The 20,453-nt window shown below is 70.8% G+C and carries 22 protein-coding genes and 1 tRNA gene; 16 read left to right on the top strand and 7 right to left on the bottom strand.

The features are described from left to right. Positions 1-8: 8 nt before the first annotated feature. Positions 9-82 (bottom strand) — tRNA-Gly (locus ACWDS7_RS03775). A gap of 109 nt (positions 83-191) precedes the next feature. Between ACWDS7_RS03775 and dcd the strand changes: the two genes are divergently transcribed. The 3 genes from dcd (at position 192) to ACWDS7_RS03790 (ending at position 2,851) form a co-directional block, all read left to right on the top strand. Next, on the top strand, positions 192-767 hold the full coding sequence (gene dcd, locus ACWDS7_RS03780; RefSeq protein ID WP_306859990.1) for a dCTP deaminase: 576 nt from the start codon (positions 192-194) through the stop codon (positions 765-767). Positions 768-1,228: 461 nt separating this feature from the next. Continuing rightward, positions 1,229-1,846, top strand: a complete 618-nt coding sequence (locus ACWDS7_RS03785; protein ID WP_012887642.1) for a DUF47 domain-containing protein — start codon at positions 1,229-1,231, stop codon at positions 1,844-1,846. After that, entirely contained in the window at positions 1,847-2,851 is a 1,005-nt protein-coding gene (locus tag ACWDS7_RS03790) for an inorganic phosphate transporter (protein ID WP_306859989.1), read from the top strand. Between the two features lie 151 nt (positions 2,852-3,002). On the opposite strand, the gene mshD is transcribed toward ACWDS7_RS03790, so the two are convergent. Further along, entirely contained in the window at positions 3,003-3,926 is a 924-nt protein-coding gene (mshD, locus tag ACWDS7_RS03795) for a mycothiol synthase (RefSeq protein WP_306859988.1), read from the bottom strand. A 131-nt stretch (positions 3,927-4,057) separates the two neighbouring features. Between mshD and ACWDS7_RS03800 the strand changes: the two genes are divergently transcribed. Next, entirely contained in the window at positions 4,058-5,854 is a 1,797-nt protein-coding gene (locus ACWDS7_RS03800; RefSeq protein WP_451927987.1) for a bifunctional metallophosphatase/5'-nucleotidase, read from the top strand. A 195-nt stretch (positions 5,855-6,049) separates the two neighbouring features. Here the strand turns inward: ACWDS7_RS03800 and ACWDS7_RS03805 are convergent, their stop codons facing one another. After that, complete coding sequence (locus tag ACWDS7_RS03805) at positions 6,050-6,763, bottom strand: response regulator transcription factor (RefSeq protein ID WP_306859986.1); 714 nt, start codon at positions 6,761-6,763, stop codon at positions 6,050-6,052. A gap of 205 nt (positions 6,764-6,968) precedes the next feature. On the opposite strand from ACWDS7_RS03805, the gene ACWDS7_RS03810 reads away from it, so the two are divergent. The 9 genes from ACWDS7_RS03810 (at position 6,969) to ACWDS7_RS03850 (ending at position 11,865) form a co-directional block, all read left to right on the top strand. Further along, on the top strand, positions 6,969-7,220 hold the full coding sequence (locus ACWDS7_RS03810; RefSeq protein WP_451927988.1) for a MoaD/ThiS family protein: 252 nt from the start codon (positions 6,969-6,971) through the stop codon (positions 7,218-7,220). Between the two features lie 235 nt (positions 7,221-7,455). Next, positions 7,456-8,142, top strand: a complete 687-nt coding sequence (locus tag ACWDS7_RS03815) for an LmeA family phospholipid-binding protein (RefSeq protein ID WP_306859983.1) — start codon at positions 7,456-7,458, stop codon at positions 8,140-8,142. 48 nt (positions 8,143-8,190) lie between these two features. Next, positions 8,191-8,703, top strand: coding sequence for a sigma-70 family RNA polymerase sigma factor (locus ACWDS7_RS03820; RefSeq protein ID WP_031166096.1), 513 nt, complete (start codon positions 8,191-8,193; stop codon positions 8,701-8,703). Beyond that, positions 8,700-9,500, top strand: a complete 801-nt coding sequence (locus tag ACWDS7_RS03825; protein WP_451927989.1) for an anti-sigma factor family protein — start codon at positions 8,700-8,702, stop codon at positions 9,498-9,500. Before ACWDS7_RS03820 ends, ACWDS7_RS03825 begins: the two co-directional genes overlap by 4 nt. A 56-nt stretch (positions 9,501-9,556) precedes the next feature. After that, positions 9,557-9,973: a thioredoxin family protein gene (locus ACWDS7_RS03830; protein WP_451927990.1), complete on the top strand. Its 417-nt coding sequence runs from the start codon at positions 9,557-9,559 to the stop codon at positions 9,971-9,973. A gap of 194 nt (positions 9,974-10,167) precedes the next feature. Beyond that, entirely contained in the window at positions 10,168-10,251 is an 84-nt protein-coding gene (locus tag ACWDS7_RS03835) for a putative leader peptide (protein ID WP_362807785.1), read from the top strand. Between the two features lie 63 nt (positions 10,252-10,314). Beyond that, positions 10,315-10,713: a DUF4395 domain-containing protein gene (locus ACWDS7_RS03840; protein ID WP_306859978.1), complete on the top strand. Its 399-nt coding sequence runs from the start codon at positions 10,315-10,317 to the stop codon at positions 10,711-10,713. Positions 10,714-10,726: 13 nt separating this feature from the next. Then, positions 10,727-11,566, top strand: a complete 840-nt coding sequence (locus ACWDS7_RS03845) for a sulfurtransferase (RefSeq protein ID WP_451927991.1) — start codon at positions 10,727-10,729, stop codon at positions 11,564-11,566. Continuing rightward, positions 11,566-11,865, top strand: a complete 300-nt coding sequence (locus tag ACWDS7_RS03850; RefSeq protein WP_306859973.1) for a DUF1416 domain-containing protein — start codon at positions 11,566-11,568, stop codon at positions 11,863-11,865. The genes ACWDS7_RS03845 and ACWDS7_RS03850 overlap by 1 nt, the downstream gene beginning before the upstream one ends. A 133-nt stretch (positions 11,866-11,998) precedes the next feature. Here ACWDS7_RS03850 and ACWDS7_RS03855 read toward each other — a convergent pair whose 3' ends face one another. Next, entirely contained in the window at positions 11,999-13,003 is a 1,005-nt protein-coding gene (locus ACWDS7_RS03855) for a DsbA family protein (protein WP_451927992.1), read from the bottom strand. Positions 13,004-13,063: 60 nt separating this feature from the next. On the opposite strand from ACWDS7_RS03855, the gene ACWDS7_RS03860 reads away from it, so the two are divergent. Together ACWDS7_RS03860 and ACWDS7_RS03865 are read left to right on the top strand one after the other, a co-directional pair. Further along, a complete protein-coding gene (locus ACWDS7_RS03860; RefSeq protein ID WP_306859969.1) occupies positions 13,064-13,615 on the top strand; it encodes a TetR/AcrR family transcriptional regulator in 552 nt (183 codons plus the stop codon). A 203-nt stretch (positions 13,616-13,818) separates the two neighbouring features. Continuing rightward, positions 13,819-15,105 (top strand): hypothetical protein, encoded by a 1,287-nt coding sequence (locus ACWDS7_RS03865; RefSeq protein WP_451927993.1) that lies wholly within the window; start codon positions 13,819-13,821, stop codon positions 15,103-15,105. On the opposite strand, the gene ACWDS7_RS03870 is transcribed toward ACWDS7_RS03865, so the two are convergent. The 3 genes from ACWDS7_RS03870 to ACWDS7_RS03880 form a co-directional block, all read right to left on the bottom strand. Continuing rightward, positions 15,095-15,901 carry a hypothetical protein gene (locus ACWDS7_RS03870; protein WP_451927994.1) on the bottom strand — a complete coding sequence of 269 codons (807 nt, stop codon included), beginning with the start codon at positions 15,899-15,901 and terminating at the stop codon, positions 15,095-15,097. The genes ACWDS7_RS03865 and ACWDS7_RS03870 overlap by 11 nt on opposite strands. 971 nt (positions 15,902-16,872) lie before the next feature. Next, positions 16,873-17,532, bottom strand: coding sequence for a hypothetical protein (locus ACWDS7_RS03875; RefSeq protein WP_451927995.1), 660 nt, complete (start codon positions 17,530-17,532; stop codon positions 16,873-16,875). Then, positions 17,529-18,176: a hypothetical protein gene (locus ACWDS7_RS03880; RefSeq protein ID WP_451927996.1), complete on the bottom strand. Its 648-nt coding sequence runs from the start codon at positions 18,174-18,176 to the stop codon at positions 17,529-17,531. Before ACWDS7_RS03880 ends, ACWDS7_RS03875 begins: the two co-directional genes overlap by 4 nt. A 165-nt stretch (positions 18,177-18,341) precedes the next feature. Between ACWDS7_RS03880 and ACWDS7_RS03885 the strand changes: the two genes are divergently transcribed. Then, positions 18,342-20,303 (top strand): hypothetical protein, encoded by a 1,962-nt coding sequence (locus tag ACWDS7_RS03885; protein WP_451927997.1) that lies wholly within the window; start codon positions 18,342-18,344, stop codon positions 20,301-20,303. Positions 20,304-20,453: the final 150 nt, after the last annotated feature.

Consider the following 20,453-nt stretch of genomic DNA (forward strand, 5'->3'; position numbering starts at 1 on the left):
CTTTGGAGTGGAGCGGGTGACGGGAATCGAACCCGCGCTGTCAGCTTGGGAAGCTGATGTTCTGCCATTGAACTACACCCGCAGCGGTCTGCCGCGTCCCCCACTGTAGCGGAAACTCGCGCAACTCTCGCAGTCCGTGGGGCAGAGTTTCTCGGTCTGCCCGGGGGCGTGGCGTTGGTAGGTTGCCTCACGTGCTGCTTTCCGATCGTGACATCGCCGCCGAGATCGAGTCCGGCAGGGTCAAGCTAGACCCCTTCCAGCCGGAGATGATCCAGCCGTCCAGCGTCGACGTGCGTCTGGACCGTTACTTCAGGGTCTTCGAGAACCACCGGTATCCGCACATCGACCCGGCGATCGAGCAGCCCGACCTCACGCGGATGGTCGAGCCCGATGGTGACGAGCCGTTCATCCTGCATCCCGGCGAGTTCGTGCTGGCCAGCACCTACGAGGTGATCACCCTTCCGGACGACATCGCCTCGCGGCTGGAGGGCAAGAGTTCACTGGGGAGGCTCGGCCTGCTCACCCATTCCACCGCGGGCTTCATCGACCCCGGGTTCAGCGGGCACGTGACGCTCGAACTCTCCAATGTCGCGACACTGCCGATCAAGCTCTGGCCCGGCATGAAGATCGGCCAGCTGTGCATGTTCCGGCTCAGCTCGCCCGCGGAGCACCCCTACGGCTCGCAGAAGTACGGCTCGCGGTATCAGGGGCAGCGCGGCCCGACCCCGAGCCGTTCCTACCTGAACTTCCACCGGACCGACATCTGAGGCTTCCGCCGGATCCGCGTCCGGAGTTTCGGCGGCCCCGCCCCTGAGGCCCTTGCCTGAGCCCTTGACGGCCCCGCCTCTGAGGCCTTGCGGGCCCCGCTCCCGAGGGCCCTGGCCGGTCGGGCGCGGCCGAGGGGCGGTGGGGGCCGTAGGGCGCCGTGGGGCGCCGTGACGGAAATCACTCTGACCTTCCCCGGGGGCGGGTGGGGCAGGGGTGGCGACACGCCGGTTTCCGGACAGGGGGCGGCGCCCCATACTGGGTCAGCTTCGGCATAACATGGCCAAAACCAGCAAAACGGTCATCGGAAAGATGCCGCCAAGGCTCCCTCAAGCCGAGTGTCGCCAGGTATATGCCGGGTAGCGACAACTGGAAGAGTAGGCGTCTAGCGGGTGAAGTTCGTATTTCCGCTGGTAACCCGTACCCTTCTCTGCGGACCATCCCCGCACATCTGGAGAACGACGTGCGCCTGCGTCTCACACCTAGTGAGGACAGCTACTACGACTTGTTCGCCGACTCGGCGAACAACCTCGTCACAGCGTCCCGTCTGTTGGTAGAGATCATCAGCGACGGATCGGACAGGGAAGCCCTGGCCGAGAAGATGCGCGCCTGTGAGCACGCCGGTGACGAACGCACCCACGCGATCATGAACCGGCTCAATGAGAGCTTCATCACGCCCTTCGACCGCGAGGACATCTACCGTCTCGCGTCCAATCTCGACGACGTGATGGACTACATGGAGGCCGCCGCAGACCTCATCGTCCTGTACCAGATCGACCACCTTCCCAAGGAGGTCGTCCGTCAGGTCGAGGTCCTGGAGCGCGCCGCCGAGCTGACCGCCGAGGCCATGCCCCGGCTGCGCTCGATGAGGAACCTGAACGAGTACTGGATCGAGATCAACCGGCTGGAGAACCAGGCTGACCAGGTTTACCGCCGCCTTCTCGCCAAGCTCTTCGGCGGGGAGTACGACGCGTTGACCGTCCTCAAGATGAAGGAGGTCATCGATCAGCTGGAGATGGCCGCCGACGCCTTCGAGCACGTGGCCAACACGATCGAGTCGATCGCGGTCAAGGAAAGCTAAGTGGACCTCACGCTCGCACTCGTCATCGGCGTGGTGGTCGTGGCGTTGGCGTTCGACTACACCAACGGTTTCCACGACGCCGCCAACGCGATCGCGACCTCTGTCTCGACGCGCGCGCTGACGCCGAGGGCCGCTCTGTTCATGGCCGCCGCCATGAACTTCCTGGGCGCCCATCTCGGCACGCAGGTGGCGGCGACCGTCGGCAAGGGCATCATCGACGCTCCGAACGGCAGCCACGGGCTGGTGATCGTGGGCTCCGGCCTGATCGGCGCGATCGTCTGGAACCTCATCACCTGGTACTTCGGGCTGCCCTCCTCAAGCAGCCACGCGCTGATCGGCGGCCTGGTCGGTTCGGCGCTGGCCTCGTCGAGCGCCGTCCACTGGGACGGCGTGGTGGAGAAGGTCGTCATTCCGATGATCCTCTCCCCGGTGATCGGCTTCACCCTGGCCGCGATCATCATGATCGCCATCCTGTGGGGCTTCCGTCACTCCCAGCCCGCGAAGACCAACCGGGGCTTCCGCCACGCGCAGACGGTCTCGGCCGCGGCCATGGCCCTCGGCCACGGTCTGCAGGACGCTCAGAAGACCATGGGTGTGATCTTCCTGGCGCTCGTCGTCGGAGGGTTCCAGAAGGACGGCGACCCGATCCCGCAGTGGGTCATCCTCGCCGCCGCGACGGCCATCTCCCTGGGAACCTACGCCGGTGGGTGGCGGATCATGCGGACGCTCGGCCGCCGGATCATCGCGCTCACCCCGCCGCAGGGGTTCGCCGCGGAGGCCGCCGCGGCGACCGTTCTCTACACCGCGGCCATCGGCTTCGGCGCCCCCATCTCCACCACGCACACGATCACCAGCGCGATCATGGGCGTCGGTGCCACCAAGCGGCTGTCGGCCGTGCGCTGGGGCGTCGCGGGCAACATCGTGACCGCCTGGGTCCTCACGATCCCGGCCGCCGCGCTCGTCGCGGCGCTGTCCTACTACGCGCTCCACTGGATGGTCGAATAACCACCGCCGGATGGTCGGACGACCACCGCGGCAGGACGCCGGTCGGGGCTTCCCGGCCGGCGTCCCGCCGTTTCCGGGGGTTCGGCGTCCCGCCGTTTCCGGAGGGACGCCACCTTCCAGAGCGCGGCCGCCGCCTTCAGAGCCGCAGGCGTCACTTCCGGTACATGACGTCGACGTCCCACTGGGTGAACCCCAGCTTCTCGTAGAGGCGGATCGCCGCCGTGTTGCTCTCGTCGGCGTACAGCATGACCTGGGCCAGGCCCCGTGACCGCAGGTGGGACAGGCCCGCGAGGGTGAGCGACCTGCCCAGCCCGCCGCCCTGCTCGGCCGGGTCGACCCCGACCACGTAGACCTCGCCGATCGGCTCGTGCCCGTGGCCGCCGTCGCCGTGCACCTTGGTCCAGTGGAAGCCGACCAGCCGGCCGTCGCCGGCGGACCCGGCCGGGCGCTCGGCCAGGAAGAAGCCCGCCGGGTCGAACCACGGCTCCCGCTCGCGCCGCTTCAGGTCCTCCAGCGTCCACGTCCCCTGCTCGGGGTGGTGGGCGAAGGCCCTGGCGTTGAGCGCCACCCAGGCCTCCTCGTCGGAGGAACCGGGCTGGAAGGTGCGCAGCCGTACCCCGTCGGGCAGTTCGAAGGCGGGGAGCGCCGCGAACAGCGAGCGGCGCATCTGCCACAGCGATCTGATCCTGGCGAATCCGGTCGACAGGGCGAGGGCCTCGGCCCCCGGATGCCCACCGTGCGCCCACAGCCGCAGCCGTCCCCCGGTCTGCTCCAGTACGGCCTGCAGCAGCCGCCGGCCGTGGCCCTTCTCCCGGAAGGCGGGGTGGATCACCAGCTCCCCGCTGGGCCCCTCGACCGGGTCGGTGGGGTCGAGGTGCGCGTAGCCGGCCAGGTCGTCCCCGACGTACAGCAGCACGGCCCTCGCCCGCTCGTCGCCGCCGTAGCGCAGGTGCAGCATCACGTGTTCGTTGAGCGGTCTGACCCCGTCCGTCTCCGTGGCGGCCTCGACCACCGTGAGCACGGCGGCCACCTCTCGCTCGTCAAGTCGTCCCCGATGTTCCACACGCACGTTCATGTTCTGGACTCTAGGCGGACCCGGACTTCATCGGATCGCCGGGTACTGGCAAAAAGCGCCATCTTCTAGTCAGGCGAATCGTTACCTCTTAGACATTCCACGCATGGGTTGCCGCCTTAATGTCGTGGTTCATGATGTCTCGCTCCTTCCTGCGATTAGCCACTGCCGGCGTTCTCGCCGGAGCCGGTCTCGTGCTCGCGATAGGGCCGGCCGAGGCGGGCAACAGGGCCGCCAAGACGGTCCCCGTCCGCCTGCTGTCCCTCAACGACTTCCACGGCAACCTGGAGCCGCCGACCGGCTCCTCCGGCCGCATGGTCGACGAGAACGGCGCCACAGTGGACGCGGGCGGCGCCGCCTACGTCGCCACCCACCTCAAGCAGTTGTCGGACAAGAACACGCTGAAGGTCGCCCAGGGGGACCTGATCGGCGCCACCCCGCTGATCTCCGCGGCCTACCACGACGAACCGTCGGTCGAGTTCCTCGGCAAGGTCGGCATCACCGCCTCGGCCGTGGGCAACCACGAGTTCGACGAGGGCTACGGCGAGCTCAGGCGCATCATGCGCGGCGGCTGCCACCCGGTGGACGGCTGTTCGCCCGCCGGTGAGTGGAAGGGCGCGGACTACACCTATCTCGGCGCCAACGTGATCTTCAAGCGGCCGGACGCGGCCGCCGAGAAGGAGGCGCTCGCCGCGCTCGGCGGTCAGAGCACGGACTCGCTGCGCGGGTTGCTGGAGGAGTACGGCATCCCGGCGCTGCCGCCGGTCACGGTCCGCTGGATGAACGGCGTGCCGGTCGGCTTCATCGGCCTGGTCACCAAGACCACCCCGAACATCGTCACCTCCGAGGGCATCAAGGACCTGGAGTTCATCGACGAGGTCAAGGCGGCCAACGTCGCCTCCAAGCTGCTCAAGCTGGTCGGCGTCAAGGCCCAGGTCGTGCTGGTGCACGAGGGTGACCAGGTCACCCCGAACCAGTCGCCCGACGCCTGCAGCGCCCAGCCGGGCGCGGGCAACCGGATCGCCACCCAGGTGGACGCCGAGATCGACATGATCCTCAGCGGCCACTCCCACCAGGCCTACCTGTGCACGGTGACCGACCCCGCCGGCGGCGCCCGCCTGTACAGCCAGGGCGGCTCGTTCGGCCGGGTGATCACCAAGGTCGACTTCCAGGTGGACGTCCGGACCCGCGACGTCGTGCGCTCCTCGGTCGTGGCCGACAACCAGGTCGTGACCCGGACCGTCACCCCCGACCCGGAGATCTCCGCGTTCGTCCAGACGTGGAAGGAGAACGTCGCGCCGGTGGCCAACAAGCCGCTCGGCAGGATCACCGCTGACATCACCAACACCGCGTCCCCGTCCGGCGAGTCCTCCTTGGGCAACCTCATCGCCGACGGCCAGCTCACCGCCGCCAAGACCGGAGGCAACGCCCAGATCGCCCTGATGAACCCGGGCGGCGTCCGCACCGGCCTCACCTACTTGGGCTCTCCCGCCGGCGAGGGCGACGGCGTGGTGACCTACGGCGAGGCCTTCACGGTCCAGCCGTTCAACAACCTCGTGCAGGTGATCACGCTCACCGGTGCGCAGCTCAAGACCATTCTCGAGCAGCAGTTCACCGGCGGGCCCAACAACCAGGCCTTCACCAAGATCCTGCAGCCGTCGTCGAACTTCACCTACACCTACAGCACGGGTGCGGCGTGGGGTTCGAAGGTCTCCAACCTGAAGATCGACGGTGTCGCCGTGACGGACACCCAGACCATCCGGGTTGCCGCCAACAACTTCCTCGTCGGCGGCGGTGACGCCTTCCTGGGCTTCAAGGACGGCACGGACCTGTGGAGCGGCCCGCTCGACATCGACGCCTTCGCCGCCTATTTCGCTGCGAACCCGTCGATCACGCCCCCGGTCCCCAACCACATCACCGTCACCCCCTGATCGCCGCCCCGGCTGGCCGGGCCGCCTGACCTCGTCGGGGCCGGCGGCCCGGCCAATCGGAAAGGCCCAGCGGAAAGGTCCACCGGACGGGTGTCCGGCGGACCTTTCCTCCGGTCTGCGTCAGGGACAGGGCCGATGGCAGGTAGTCCGTGTCAGGGGTACGGCCGGCGGCGGGTGGTCCGTGACCGGGTGTGGCTAGTGGCGGGCGGGCTCGCGCTCCTCGGCGGCCTCGTTGCCCCGCTCGGGCACGAACCGGTAGCCGACGTTGCGCACGGTGCCGATCAGCGATTCGTACTCGGCACCGAGCTTGGCGCGCAGCCGCCGGACGTGGACGTCGACGGTCCGGGTGCCGCCGAAGTAGTCGTAGCCCCACACTTCCTGCAGGAGCTGGGCGCGGGTGAAGACCCGGCCGGGGTGCTGCGCCAGGTATTTCAGGAGCTCGAACTCCTTGAAGGTCAGGTCCAGCGCGCGGCCGCGGAGCCGGGCGGTGTAGGTGGCCTCGTCGATCGACAGGTCGCCGCTGCGGATCTCGTCGGGGGCCTCCTCGGCGGCCGACAGGTTCAGCCGGCCCACGGCCATCCGGAGCCTGGCCTCGACCTCGGCGGGGCCGGAGCTGTCGAGGATCACGTCGTCGGCGCCCCACTCCGCGGTCATCGCGGCCAGGCCGCCCTCGGTGACGATCACCAGGAGGGGGCAGTCGATGCCCGTGGTCCGCAGCAGCCTGCACAGGCTCTTGGCGTGGACGAGTTCGCGGCGCGCGTCGACCAGGACGGCGTCGGCCGGTGGCGCGTCGATCAGCGCTGACGCCTCCGCAGGCGCGACCCGGACCGAGTGCAACAGCAGCCCCAGCGCCGGGAGCACCTCAGTCGAGGGCTCAAGGGCGTTGGTGAGCAGCAGGAGATTGCTCACTATGCCTCCTTCCCGCGTCGTGCCGGCGATAGCCGTACAAACACGTAAGGACCCGGGGGCTACGTCGCCCAGGTCCCGTAGTAGGTGAGGATAGCCCACAAGGATGAAGCGTCCACTTGACGTCCACCTGATGAACACTCGTTTCTCCGGTGGATTCATCGTAATGACGTGGTGACCGTGCGTATGCAGGAGGGGTGGTTCACAGATGGCCAGGGGCACGATCCGTTATTGGGCGGCGGCGAAGGACGCCGCGGGCGTCGCCGAAGAACCCTTCGAGGCGGCGACGCTGGCCGAGCTGATGGCGGACGTCACAGCGGGCCGCGACAGCCTGGCCCAGGTGGTCCGGCGGTCGTCCTTCCTGGTGGACGGCGACCCGGTGGGCAGGCGGGCGCACGAGACGATCGTGCTCGCCGACGGGGCGACGGTCGAGGTGCTCCCTCCCTTCGCGGGGGGCTGACCGGCACCGGGAGGCTGACCGCTATCGGGGGCTGGTACCGGGAGGTTGACCGGCACCGGGAGGCCGGCCGGCGCCGTGGACGGGCCCGTGGGCGGGCGGCGGACGGCGCGGGTGGGGGAGAGCCGTCCGTCGAGCCCCGGCGATGTGATCGTTGACGCGGCGTTTTGGACAAGATTGCCAGGGGAAGTGCTGCGATGGCACGCTGGCCGGATCGGGCGAATGGACAGGGGATCGGATGCGTAAGCTGGTCGCTTTTCTGATTTTGCTGCTCGTTCTCCTCGCGGTCCTGGACCGGGTCGCGGTCTCGGGGGTGCAGCGGGAGATCGCCACCCGGGCGACGGCCAAATACGACCTCGCGACCCCGCCCGAGGTGACCATCGTCGGCATCCCGTTCCTCACCCAGGCGGTCGCCGGGCGGTATGACGAGGTCAAGGTCGCCGCGGGCGCGATGAGCCTGGCCGGGGTCCGGCTGTCCAGCGTGGACTTCACCCTCCACGGGGTCACCGCGCCGCTGGACGACCTGGTGCTCCGCGCCGACCAGGTGGACATACGCGCCGAGCGCGTCGCGGGCACCGTGGTGCTCTCCCTGGATACGCTCAACCAGCGGGCTCCGCGTGGGATCAAGGTCGAGGTCGACGGCGACGGCGACGGCCTCAACGTCAACGGAGAGATCACCGTGCTGGGCCAGAAGGTGCCGGCGAAGGCCAAGATGAAGATCGAGCTGGTCGAGGGCGGGGTGAAGTTCGTCCCCGAGCAGGTCACGCTCGGCGGCGGCATCCCGGTGCCCCGGCCCGAGCGGTTCATCAGCTACCAGATCCCGATCAAGAACCTGCCGTTCAACCTCAAGGTGACCGATGTGAAGACCGTGCCGGAAGGGCTCCAGATCTCCGGTGAGGCGTCCGACGTCCCCCTCCGGAGCTGACCCGTCCCCGTGTCCGAACCGATCCGCCCCGCCGTACGTCGTGAGGATGTGAGTCAAGCCGGAACCGCCGACGAGCAGCTCGTCAGAGCGCTCTTCGACGAGCACGGCGGGCCACTCTACGGCTACGTACTGCGGCTGACGGGTGACCCGGGGAGAGCGGAGGACGTCGTGCAGGAAACGCTGTTGCGGGCCTGGCGGCATCCCGACGCTCTCAGCGGGCGGCCCATCCGCGCGTGGCTGTTCACAGTGGCCCGCAACCTCGTCGTCGACCAGCACCGGGCGCGCAAGTCGCGTCCCCCGGAGACGGGCGCCGAGGCGCTCGCCGTGCTGCCCGCCGACGACGAGCTTGAGCGGGCCGTGGAGTCCTGGGCGGTGGCCGAGGCTCTGGCCACGCTGCGGCCCGAGCACCGCGAGGTGCTCGCCGAGGTCTACTACCAGGGGAAGTCGGTCAAGGAGGCCGCTGAGGCGCTCGGCATCCCTGCGGGAACGGTGAAGTCGCGCACCTATTACGCGCTTCGCGCGCTGAAGCTGGCGCTGGAGGAGCGGGGGCTCGCGCCATGATGATGACGACCTGTGAAGAAGTGCGGATTTCCCTCGGGGCGTACGTGCTCGGGGCTCTGGAGCCCGAGGAGTGCGTGCTCGTCGAGGCGCATCTGGCCGAGTGCGCCGGCTGCCAGGCCGAGTTCGAGGAGCTGACCGGCGTGGCCACGTTCCTCGGACGGGTGTCCGAGGCGGACGTGGCGCAGGTGAGCAGCCCGCCCCAGGCGGTGCTCGACCGGCTGCTCAGCGCCAAGGTCAAACGGCGCCGCCGCCTGACCCGGGCGCTGCTCTCGCTGGCCGCCTCGGTCGTGCTGGTGGGGGTCGGCGGGACCCTGTGGTCGACCACCCAGACCGCTCAGAACGCCACGACGGCGTCCGCGCCCCAGTCCTCCGGCGCCGCCGAGAGCACCGCGCCCTTCTCGGCGCAGGACGACGGCGGCCACTCGGCGAAGGAGCGCGCCGCTCCCTCGCAGTCGGCCGTGACCGAGGGCGACGCGCGGCTCATGCTGGACACCGGCGAGCGGAAGGCCACGGCCAGCAACGGCTCCATCCGTGCCACGGTGACCGCGTCGCCGGGGGAGAAGGCGACGACGGTCAAGGTCGTGCTCACCGGGGTCGCCAAGGGCACCCGCTGCCGGCTGGACGTGGTCGGCGTCGGCGGGGTCCGGGAGACGGCCGGCAACTGGATCGTCGACAGGGCCGCCTACGACGCCTCGGGCGCCTTCACCGGCACCACCACGATCCCTCCCGCGAACATCACGAAGTTCGAGATCCTCACCGCCGGAGGCCGGATGCTGGTCAGCGTCGCACTGCCCTGAGCGCCGGCGCTCCGGCCGGGGGAATGGCGCGGCACGGCCGCGTGTTGTCGTGCTCCGTGACCGGGTTGACGGTGGTGCTCGTCACGCTGGCCGTCGCCACGCTGGTGGGCGTGGTGGTGCGCCGGCGCAGCGGCGTGCCACGCGAGGTGGGGGGCGACGTGGAGCGGCTGACATCCGGCGACCTCGGAACGGGGCTGGGAGAGCGGGCCACGCTCGTGCAGTTCTCCAGCGCCTTCTGCCAGCCCTGCCGGGCGACCCGCCGGATCCTCGCCGAGGTGACGGAGCTGGTGCCGGGGGTGGCGCACGTGGAGATCGACGCGGAGGCCCGTCTCGACCTGGTCCGGTCGCTGAACGTCCTGCGCACCCCTACCGTGCTGGTCCTCGACGCGTCGGGGAAGGTCGTCAAGCGCGCCTCCGGGCAGCCGCGGAAGGCCGACGTGATCGGGGCCCTGGGGCTGGCCGTCGACGAGTGACCGGCGGGTCGCCGATGAGCGTCCGGCGGTCCGGCGGATGGGCGGTGCGGCGGTCCGGTGGATGGACGGTCTGGCGGCCGGACCGTGGGCATGCGGTGGGCGGATGGCGGACCCTACCGCCCGTTGAGCAATCTTGTCTCAGGAATTGGACAGGGATGTGACAGATCCCGGAACGTCGGGGTAGTGTCATCGGCATGAACCCCACGACAGAGCTGCTGACGAAGCGGCGCGCGGTTGATTTCTGCCGCGTGACCACCGCGCTCTGTCGCGTTTCCTAAGGGCGATCTCAAGCGGCCGTTGAGCCGCACCGATCTGCACAACCCTTCAGGGAGCATCAAGCGATGCAGGCTGATCCCCGGGCTCTCCGCTCCGCCGCGGCTGTGACGACCATCGTCCTCGCGCTCGTCCTGATCACAGGGAGCGCATGGCTGCTGGCCGCACAGGCCCTGGTGTTCGCGCTGGGCATCTTCGGCGCCTCGCCGTACGGGATGGTTTTCAAAGGGATAGTGAAGAGCCCTCCCAGGGAGCTGGAGGACGCCGCCCCGCCGCGCTTCGCGCAGGGGGTCGGACTTGCCTTCGCCCTGGTGGGCTTGGTCGGATACATCACGCAGATCACGCCGTTGGCCCTCGGCGCCGTCGCCGCGGCTCTCTTCGCCGCCTTCCTCAACGCAGCTTTCGGCTTCTGCCTCGGCTGCGAGATGTTTCTCATCATTCGCCGTTTACTGCCCGCCGCAAGATAATCCCGGAGGATTCATGAGCCGCTCCGCCGCCCTGGTGGACGCTGACTGGGTCGAGGCCAACCTCGACACCGACGGCATCGTTCTCGTCGAGGTCGACGAGGACACCAGTGCCTACGACAAGGGCCACATCCGTGGCGCCGTGAAGATCGACTGGAAGCAGGACCTCCAGGACCCGGTCCGCCGTGACTTCGTCGACCGCGAGGGCTTCCAGGCGCTTCTGTCCTCCCGGGGCATCGGCAACGACGACACCGTGGTCCTGTACGGCGGCAACAACAACTGGTTCGCCGCCTACGCCTACTGGTACTTCAAGCTCTACGGCCACCGCGACGTCAAGCTCCTCGACGGCGGCCGCAAGAAGTGGGAGCTCGACTCCCGTGAGCTGGTCAAGGACGTCCCCGTACGCCCCGCCACCGACTACCGGGCCAGCGAGCAGGACCACTCGCTGCGCGCCTTCCGCGACGACGTGCTCGCCGCGATCGGCAAGCTCAACCTGGTCGACGTGCGCTCGCCGGACGAGTTCACCGGCAAGCTGCTGGCCCCCGCGCACGTCCCGCAGGAGGCGGCCCAGCGCGGCGGCCACGTGCCGACCGCCCGCAACATCCCGTGGTCGAAGGCGGCCAACGACGACGGCACCTTCAAGTCCGACGAGGACCTCAGGGCCCTGTACGCCGGCGAGGGCGTCGACTTCGCCAAGGACACCATCGCCTACTGCCGTATCGGCGAGCGCTCGGCGCACACGTGGTTCGTGCTGCACGAGATCCTCGACCAGGCGAGTGTGAAGAACTACGACGGCTCATGGACCGAGTACGGCTCGCTGGTGGGCGTGCCGATCGAACTGGGAGAGGCTCGATAATGACGACTCAGGGTTGCGCTGCTCCGGAGCAGACGATCGCTCTTCCGGCCGGGATCGACCTGTCGACCCAGGCGGTCATCCAGGGGGTGGTGTCGGGTGCGGGCACGGCCTATGCCCGGCTGCTGGACCACTCCGGTGAGTTCACCGGGGAGGTCGTGGTGTCGGAGGAGGGCGTCTTCCGCTTCTTCGCCGCTCCGGGTGAGTGGACCGTCCGCATCATCGCGGGCGGCGGTGTCACCAAGGACATCAAGGCCCAGGCCCGCCTGGGCGAGGTCACCCAGCTCGCGGTAGCTGTCTGACCTCATCCGACACGGCTGAGGGCCGGCATCCCACACGGGGTGCCGGCCCTCGGCCGTTCGGGCCCCGGCTCTCAGCCGTTCCGGGCCCCGTCGGGCGCCGCCCCGGCGCCGGGGCGGGCGGTGCCGTCCGCCGTCACGGGACCCGGCTCTCGACGCGGTGTAGCGCGTCGGTGTAGCCGGGCTCCGGGGACATGGCCGCCGCCAGGCGGAGGTGCGGCAGCGCCTCGGTGTGGCGGTTGGCCCGCTCCAGGGTCCTGCCGAGCAGGAACCTGGCGTAGTGGTCGCCGGGCGAGCGCTCCAGCAGCGACTCCAGGGTCTCCTTCGCCCGGTTGAGCTGGGCCGAGCCGAAGTAGGCGCGGGCGGCCAGCAGGCGGACGGCGGGGTCGTCGCCGTGGCCGGCCAGCAGCGGCTCCAGGGTCTGCAGCGCGCCGAGGGGGTCCCGGACCTCAAGCAGGGACTCGGCCTGGCGCAGGAGCCTGACCTCGTCGGGGAGCTCCCGCTCCGGGACGGCCCGCCGCAGGAGATCCTCCAGGACCTCCGGCGGCTGCGCGCCCGCGACCGCTGTACCGCCCACCACGAAGGTCGGCGAGGTGGCCACGCCGATGGCCTTGCCGCGCAGGAGCTGGGAGCGGACCTCGGCGGTCCCCTCCCCGGCGTCGAGCGCCTCCGCCATGCCCTCCAGGCCGGCCTCCGCGGCGAGCGCCACCAGGGTGGCCCGGTCGCCGATGTCGGCGGCCTCGGCGAAGTGGGCGCGCATGATCCGCTCGACGACGGCGTCCTGCAGGGCGGCCCCGCCCCGCTCGAGGGCGAGGGCGACCAGCCGGTGGGCGTCGAAGGTGTTCGAGCGCCAGGCGGCGCCCCAGCGCGGGCCGAGCCCCTCCCCGGCGGCGACGCGCGCGACGCGGGCCCGGTTCTCCGCCGGAGTCAGGTCGGGGTTGCAGGCCCGCAGGGCGCCCTCGGCGACCGGGTCGCGCAGCGCCTCCTCCAGCGGCTCGGCCGTGGCCGGAGCCATGGGGTCGATCTGGAAGGGACGCCAGACGATCTCCACGTCCTCGCCGAATCCGGCCTTCTCCAGGCGTCGCTTGCCGATGTAGGCCCAGGCGCAGACCATGTCGGCCCAGACTTCGATGCGCTTCATGGCCGGTGTAACAAACGACGGCTGTCGTTTATTCGACATGTGTCGTTTAATCTTGGCCGCATGACTGAAGACGACCCGCGGGTCCGCCGGACCCGCGCCCGCCTGCGCGCCGCGGTCCTGGAGCTCTCCGCCGAGCGCGACCCCGATTCGGTCACGGTCGCCGAGATCGCCCAGCGGGCCGAGGTCAACCGGGCCACCGTCTACGTCCACTACCGCGACCGCGACGATCTCGTGCTGGACGCCATGGAGGCGGCCGTCGGCGAGCTGGCCGCCGAGGCCGCGCGCTGTCCCTACGGGGAGGCAGGGCCGGTCCCGGCGTCACTGGTGGCGCTGTTCGAGCATGTCGGCCTCCGGGCCCCGCTCTACCGGCGGATGCTCGGGCCGTACGGCAGCGCCCGCTTCTGCGCCCGCCTGCGCGAGGCGCTGGTCGCGGAGCTGCGCGGTCCGTTCGCGGCGGGCTCCCGCCCTCCGGGCCACGGCGACGTGCCGCCGGAGATCCACGCCCACTACCTGGCGGGCGCGCTCATCGGGGTCCTCACCGGCTGGCTGGAGGAGCACCCGCCCCGCCCCGCCGAGGAGATCGCCGGGCTGACGTGGAGCCTGATCCGCTGAACCGGCGCCTGACCGGGGGCCGAGACCTGGACCGAGACTGGGGCCTGGACCGAGAGCGGGGCCTGACCGGGACCTGGCGTGCCCGGCGCCGGCCGGGCCGTCCGATCCGCCGGGTCCGGTCGGGCGGGCGTTTCGGGCGGGCGTTTCGCTGTGGCCGGTCACGGCGGGTCGCTACGATTCATCGAGTGTCCGGAACGTCTGTTATGCCCACGCCGTCATCCCCGCCGCGAGCCGCCGGCCGGGCGCAGGCCACGCTTACGGCGTACTCCCTGCCCCTGCACACGCTCAGGATCCTCGGCGCCTGCGCGCTCTCACTGGTGATCTGGTTCTCGGCGGGGCGGGCGGTCCGCGCCGCCCTGCTGTGGACGGGGACCGAGGTCGCCCACGGCGACTACCAGCAACTGCGGTTCGCCATCACGATGCTGATCTTCACACTGATCGTGCTGAACGAGCTCGTGGTCATGGTCGGCATGCTGCACGCGGTGCGCGGCGCGCTCCGGGAGATCCGGGCGCGGCGGGAGGGCGGCGAGGCCGACGAGAGCATGTTCGGCGCGCTCAACCGGGCCACGCTCGTCTTCGCCACGATCTACATGGCCTGGAACTTCCAGGGGGAGGACGCGCGCGAGTTCGCCACGCTCGACCTGGTGAACCAGGCCGACCAGGACCTCAAGGGAGCCTTCGCCGGGGTCCAGGGCCAGGGGGGCACCGCCCTCATCGGGCTGGACGTGCGGCTGTCCATCGCCATCGCCGTGGTGGCGTACCTGCTCAAGACGCTGTTCGGCTGGTGGCACGCCAACGGCAAGGTCAAGGGCAGCGGCCTCCTCACCACGTTCTTCGAGCTGGCCTTCGCCTTCTACAGCATCAACGCGATGTTCACCTTCACCGGCGCGCGGGCCGACTGGCTGTCGCACCGCTCCGTCATAGCCGCGGTCAGCGGCTGGATCGAGGACGCCGAGAAGAGCATTCCGTGGTGGAAGGCGTTCTGGGACGGGGTCGGCGAGGTCTGGCCGCACATCGTGGACGGGCTGATCGTGCCACTGACCTGGCTCACGGTCGCCTCGCTGGTCTACGGCGCCTTCGCCGAGGACACCCGGGCGGTCGTGCGGGGGACCCGGCTGGACGCCGTGGCCGACCGGATGGAACAGACGCACACCCTGACCCGCAACACCATGACCCGGGCCACGACCGGGTTCCAGGAGCGCTGGGTCCCGCCCGCGAACGCCTTCCGGCTCGCCGCCCGCGGTGGCGCCGCACTGTTCGGCATGTTCTGCCTGTGCTACGTCGCGCTCCGGGTGGGAGGCGACTACGCCCACCGCGGGCTGCGGACGCTGATCGGCAGTGAGGAGCCCTACCTCTGGCTGATCACCGGCCCGCCCCTCGACTTCGTCGAGGACCTGGTCGTGGCGGTGCTGACGACCTGCCTGCTGGCGGCCACGTTCGACATCGCCGCCACCCGCAGCCGCGAGGCGGGGGAGACGCTCACCGCCTGAACAGCAGCACCTGGTCCTGCGGGTCGTTCTTCTCCGTCCCCACCCGCTTGAACATGTCCTCCACGGACTCCTCCTCCAGCGGCACCCGGATCGTGCTCGGCAGGACCTCGACCTCGACCTTGCCGGCCACGCTCTGGGGCACCAGGCTGACCAGGTTGTAGTCGTAGCCGGTGCCGATCTTGTGGTCCTTGACCTCCACGGGCAGGGTGTTGCCGACGGTCTCGGTCTGCCACGCGCGGCCGTCGGGGTGCTTGACCTTCACCGTGGGGTCGCCCCGCCGGATCACGCCCTCGGTGTTCAGGGACGTCCTGGTCACCGTGATCTTCAGCCACCGCTGGTCGGCCTTGATCGGACGCGCGCCCGGGAGGTTGTCGGCCTGCTCCACCTTGACCTTCCAGGCCACGTTCATGAGCGTCCCGGTGCCTCCGGCGGCCACGGTGTGGATCTGGTAGGCGGGATTGCCGCTCCGGTAGAAGACGTACCCGTTCCAGGTGGGGATCCCCATGCCCAGCGCCACGGCGAGCACCGCGCCGCCGATCCGCAGCGCCGTACGGCGTCGCGGCGGGACGGGGTCGGCGGCCGGGGCGGCCTCCTCCGGCAAGGCCGGAGTCCCGGCCGCGGCTCCGGTCCCGGTCCCGGCCGTGGGTCCGGGGACGGTCGCCCCGGCCGCGGGAACGGGTGCGGCTCCCGGGACGGTCGCCCCGACTCCGGGCGCGGCCGGGGGAGCGGGCCTGGGCAGCGGGGTGCTCGGGACGGCGGGGAACGGCTGGGTCGAGGGGTCCGAGGGCTCGCTCACGGGCCTCGGCACGGGTGGCCAGACCTGCTCGTCGGAGAAGGCCCGCCGGGGGCCGGGCGTCCAGTTGGCGTCAATCGGAAGCCCCGGGAGCGGGGTCCCGCCGGAACGGCCCCGGGAAGCCTCCGGACGCCCGGACGGGTTCGGGGGACCGCCGGGCTCGCGGCGGCCGGGACCCGGGGGGCGGCCCCCGGGGCTGGGCGGCGGTACGGCATGGCCGCCGGGGCCCGAGCCGGGCAGAGGGCGCATCTCCGGCGCGAGCGGTGGTACGGCATGGCCGCCGGGGACGGGCGCACCGGGGCCAGGGGGCGCCTGCGGTGCGGCCTGGGCGCCGGCGGGTGGGGCCACGGGGTGGGTTTCGGGTGTGGGCGCGCCTGGGTGGCCGCCGGGGCCAGGAAGTGGGGCCTGCGGGGCGGCGTGGGCACCGTGGTGTGGGGCCATGGCGTGGGCCCCGGGGGCGGGTGCGCCGGGGTGGCCGGCGGGCGTGGGGTATGGCTGTGGCGCGGTGTGGGCGCCGGGGCCAGAGGATGTCTGCGGCGCGGCCTGGGCGCCGGCGGCGGACGCGGATGCGCCGGGGCCAAGGGGTGGGGCCATGGGGTGGGTCCCGGGCGGGGGCGTGCCTGGGTGGCCGCCGGGGCCAGGAGGTGGGGCCTGCGGGGCGGCGTGGGCGCCGGGTGCGACCGGAAGCGTGGGCCAGGCACCGCTGGACCAGGAGGCACCCTGCTGGGACTCCCGCGAGGAGGCGGTGGGGCGGTCGTCCCCCAGCGGTCGGGTCTCCGGGGGGAAACCACCTTCGAGGGGTGCCCGGGTCTCTGAGGGGAAACCCTCTTCCAGGGGTGACCGGGTCTTCTGGGGTGAGCGGAGCTCTGGGGGGAGGCCGGTCTCCGAGGGGGGCCGGTGCTCTCCGGAGGACCGCTTCTCCTGAGGGGTGAACCAGTCGGGGCTGCCCTCGTTCTCCGAGTGCGGCGTGCCCGTCACTTCTTGCTCGCCAACTGGTAGACGTCCTTCGCGTTCGAGATCAGGCGCTGTGCGGCGGACTCGTCGAGGCCCAGGTCGATCTCCACCTCGGGCAGGAGCGCCTCTCCGATGAATCCGTTCTTCGGGGCGAGCACGAGCCGGGATCCCGGCAGGGCGGCCACCGGGACCTCGAAGATCGCCACGCTCTCGGCCCACCAGCCCACCTGGATGAAGGGGTTGGTGATGGTCTTGGAGGCGTCGACCTTGTCGGTGGCCGCGTAGCGCTTGCCGTCCTCGACCAGCAGCGTCGGGGTGGCGAACTTCTGCGGTTCCCGGTTGGCCGTCGCCCCCACCTCGGCGATCAGGAAGATCCCGGAGGTGGTGGCCCGTTCCACCGCGCCGCTCAGACCCGTCGTCTCGATGGCCTTGGCGGCGTGCACGGCCTTGACCCGTGCGGAGAAGCGGGAGGCGGAGACCTCCTCGCCGACGCCTCCGGTCCAGGTCAGGTGGGCCGTGCGGGCATCCCGGTCCAGGCCGAGCGTCTGCAGGCCGACCGCCGCCGCCGCCAGCGCCACGCCGATGCTCAGGACGCCCGCCCGGCGCCACCGGCTCGGCGGGGCGGGGGCCCGGCGACCGGCGGCCTGCTCGGGCCGGGCCGGGGTCTCGGTGCTCGTCACAGGGTCCCTCCTTGCTTGACGGGGAGGGTGACCTGCGCCGCCACCTCGGGCGGGGAGTCCGGGTCGTCGCCGTCCTTGACCAGGTTCCAGGCGGAGCCGAGCATGAACCCCTCCGTCAGCTCGAAGGTGCCGACGTCGAGCTGGATCTTCCTGGGTGGGCGGTCCCCGTCCGGCAGCTCGTATCTGACCACGACGGTGGAGGTCATCCCCGGGTGCAACTGCCTGCTCGGCACGCCCTCGTCCGGAATGGTGATGAGCGGCCCGTTCTCACTCTTGATCTCCGGGGTCATCTTCAGCAGGGACTCGGCGAAGAAGAAACCCGGTGATTTCCCGTTGCGGGGCGCTCCCACGCCGGTGGTCTCGTCGCTCTTGTTCGTGATCTCAAGTTCGATCTCGACGAAGCGCTTGCCCTGGCCGCCGAACGGGTCGCGCTGGAACAGCGACCTGTACTCCACGAACTTGGTCATGAACTCGCCCTGGTCAAGGCTGGAGCCCGGGCCGAGCTGTTTGGGGGGTTCGTCGGGGGCTTCGCCGAACCCGCCGAGCGCCGCGGTGATCCCCAGGCCGGTGGCTATGACCAGGGCGGCGGCCGGCACTGCGATCGGGCGTCGTCGGCTGGTTTCGCCACCGGGGGGAGACGTCATGACAAAGGATGGTAATCGCTGACCTCCACCCCAACCGACTCATACACCCCATAAGTGGCACTAAACATGGGGAAAATGCAGCGGATTGACGGGAACGCTGCCCGAATAGGAGGTCTAACTCTTACGCTGTCACCGAGGCGGCGAGAGCCCTATGGCGGAGGTTCCGTGGCGGACGTGCATCCCGAGCATGCGCAGCTCCAGGCGGACCGGATCTACCTGGGCTGGCAGTATGCCCTGCTGCACCCTGATCCGGGCCCGGCCCCGAAACGCCCCTCTCCCGTCGAGGACCCCGCCGACCCGGTCGACCCCGAGTGGGTGCGCCGGGAACGGCTCAACGAGGACCTGCTCAACCGGCCGGTGAAGATCTTCAGGGTGTTCGTGGCGGGGCTCGCCGTACTGATCCTTCTGCTCGGTGTCACCGAGCTGCTGAACTGGTCGTTCGCCGCCGTGGGGCTGATCGCCGCCGGCGGGGTGGCGGTCTTCTGCACATACGCGATCCACCAGGGCGACAGGGCGGTCCGCCACCGGATCCGGGAGCGCCAGGCGGTCGGCGCCCGGCAGCGGGAGGAGCGCGACAGGGATCTCTTCCACGCCCAGGAGGAGCACGCCGTCCGCTACCGGGAGTGGGCCGAGAAGAAGGAGCGCCACGACCGCCAGCTCACCTGGTACGCGGTGGCCGTGCCGGACGAGATCGACCGGATCGACGTCGCCGGGGGCACGCTGCCCGGCTGGTCGGCGCTGATCACCCTGCTCGGCGCGACCCGGCTCTACAGCGGCGGCCACCTGACCGTGCTCGACCTGTCCGAGGGCGCGATCGCCAAGGACCTGGTCGAGCTGGCGCGCAGGGGCGGGGACGACCCGCTGGTCTGGGTGCTCCCGGTGGACCTCCCCAGGCTCGACCTGGGCGCGACGCTGCCTCCGGAGGCGTTCGCCGACGTGCTCGCCCACGTGGTGAGCGTCAGCGAGGAGCACCGCACCACCCGGGACCTGTCGTTCGACAACGCGATCCTGGAGCGGGTCCTGGAGGTTCTCGGCGAGAACGCCACGATCAACCAGGTCACCGCCGCCCTCCGGGCCCTGGCCCAGGTCGGCGACCCGCGCGACGACCTCAGGTTCGGCCTGATCACCGCCGGCCAGCTGGAGCGCATCGGCACGCTGTTCGGCCGGGGCGTCAGCGACCGGGTGGTGATCGAGCGGGCCTGGGCGCTGGAGTCCCAGCTGCGCAAGCTGGAGACCCTCGGCTCGGAGGCGGTACGGCTGCCGCCGGCGCGCCTGCGGGTGGTGTCGATGGACCGGCAGGCGGGCGTGTTCGGCAACCGGGTCCTCGGGACCTACGTGGCCACCGCCCTCACCCACATCCTGCGCCAGTCGCCCGCCTCCGAGCGGCCCTGGTATCACACGATCATCGTCGCGGGCGCGGACAAGCTCCGCGGCGACGTGCTCGACCGGCTGATGGACGCCTGCGAGACCTCCCGGACCGGTCTGGTGCTCACCTACCGCTCGCTCACCCCGACCGTGCGGGAACGGCTCGGCCGGGGGCACGCGGCGGTGACGTTCATGCGGCTGGGCAACGCCGAGGACGCCCGGATCGCCAGCGAGCACGTCGGCACCGAGCACCGGCTGGAGCTGGCCCAGCTCACCGAGACGATCAGCGCCGACGGCGCCGGGATGGACGGCGGCTACGTCTCCACCGTCGGCCAGGCGGAGGAGGGCGAGGACGGCCGGGAGGTGAGCCGCGCGGACCTCAAGGAGGACATCACCGAGTCCACCGAGTGGGGCCGCCGCGCGACCAAGGCGATGGGGGAGACCGAGCGGGTGCTGCACCGCTCCCGCGAGTTCCTCGTCGAGCCTCACCAGCTCCAGCAGCTCCCCACCACCTCGGTGATCGTCACCGACGCCACCGCCCACGGACGCCGGGTCCGCCTCGCCGACGCCAACCCCGCGATACTGACCTTCCCGAAGACGACGCTGGGGGAGTTCGACGAGATCAAGGAGGCCGTCCTGGACGGCGCCGGGCCGCGGGAGCCGCGCGAGCAGCGGGAGCCGCGCGAACCGAGCCTGTTCGAGGACGCCCCGCCGAACCTGGGCCCGCCGCCACCCCGGCTCGACTGGCGCAGACGCCAATGAAGCGTCTCTTTGTGGTAATGGCATCGCCAATGCGGGGGTGCGATCCCCTCGGAAGGTTCGACCTTGGTTGTTGGGGTGACCTGCCCCCGGAGCCCCGCCGGCCGGTACGGCGGGGCGGTCCGTGAAGCGTCAACCCCCCGGCCTCGGGCC

The sequence above is a fragment of the Streptosporangium sp. NPDC003464 genome, from assembly GCF_053588315.1.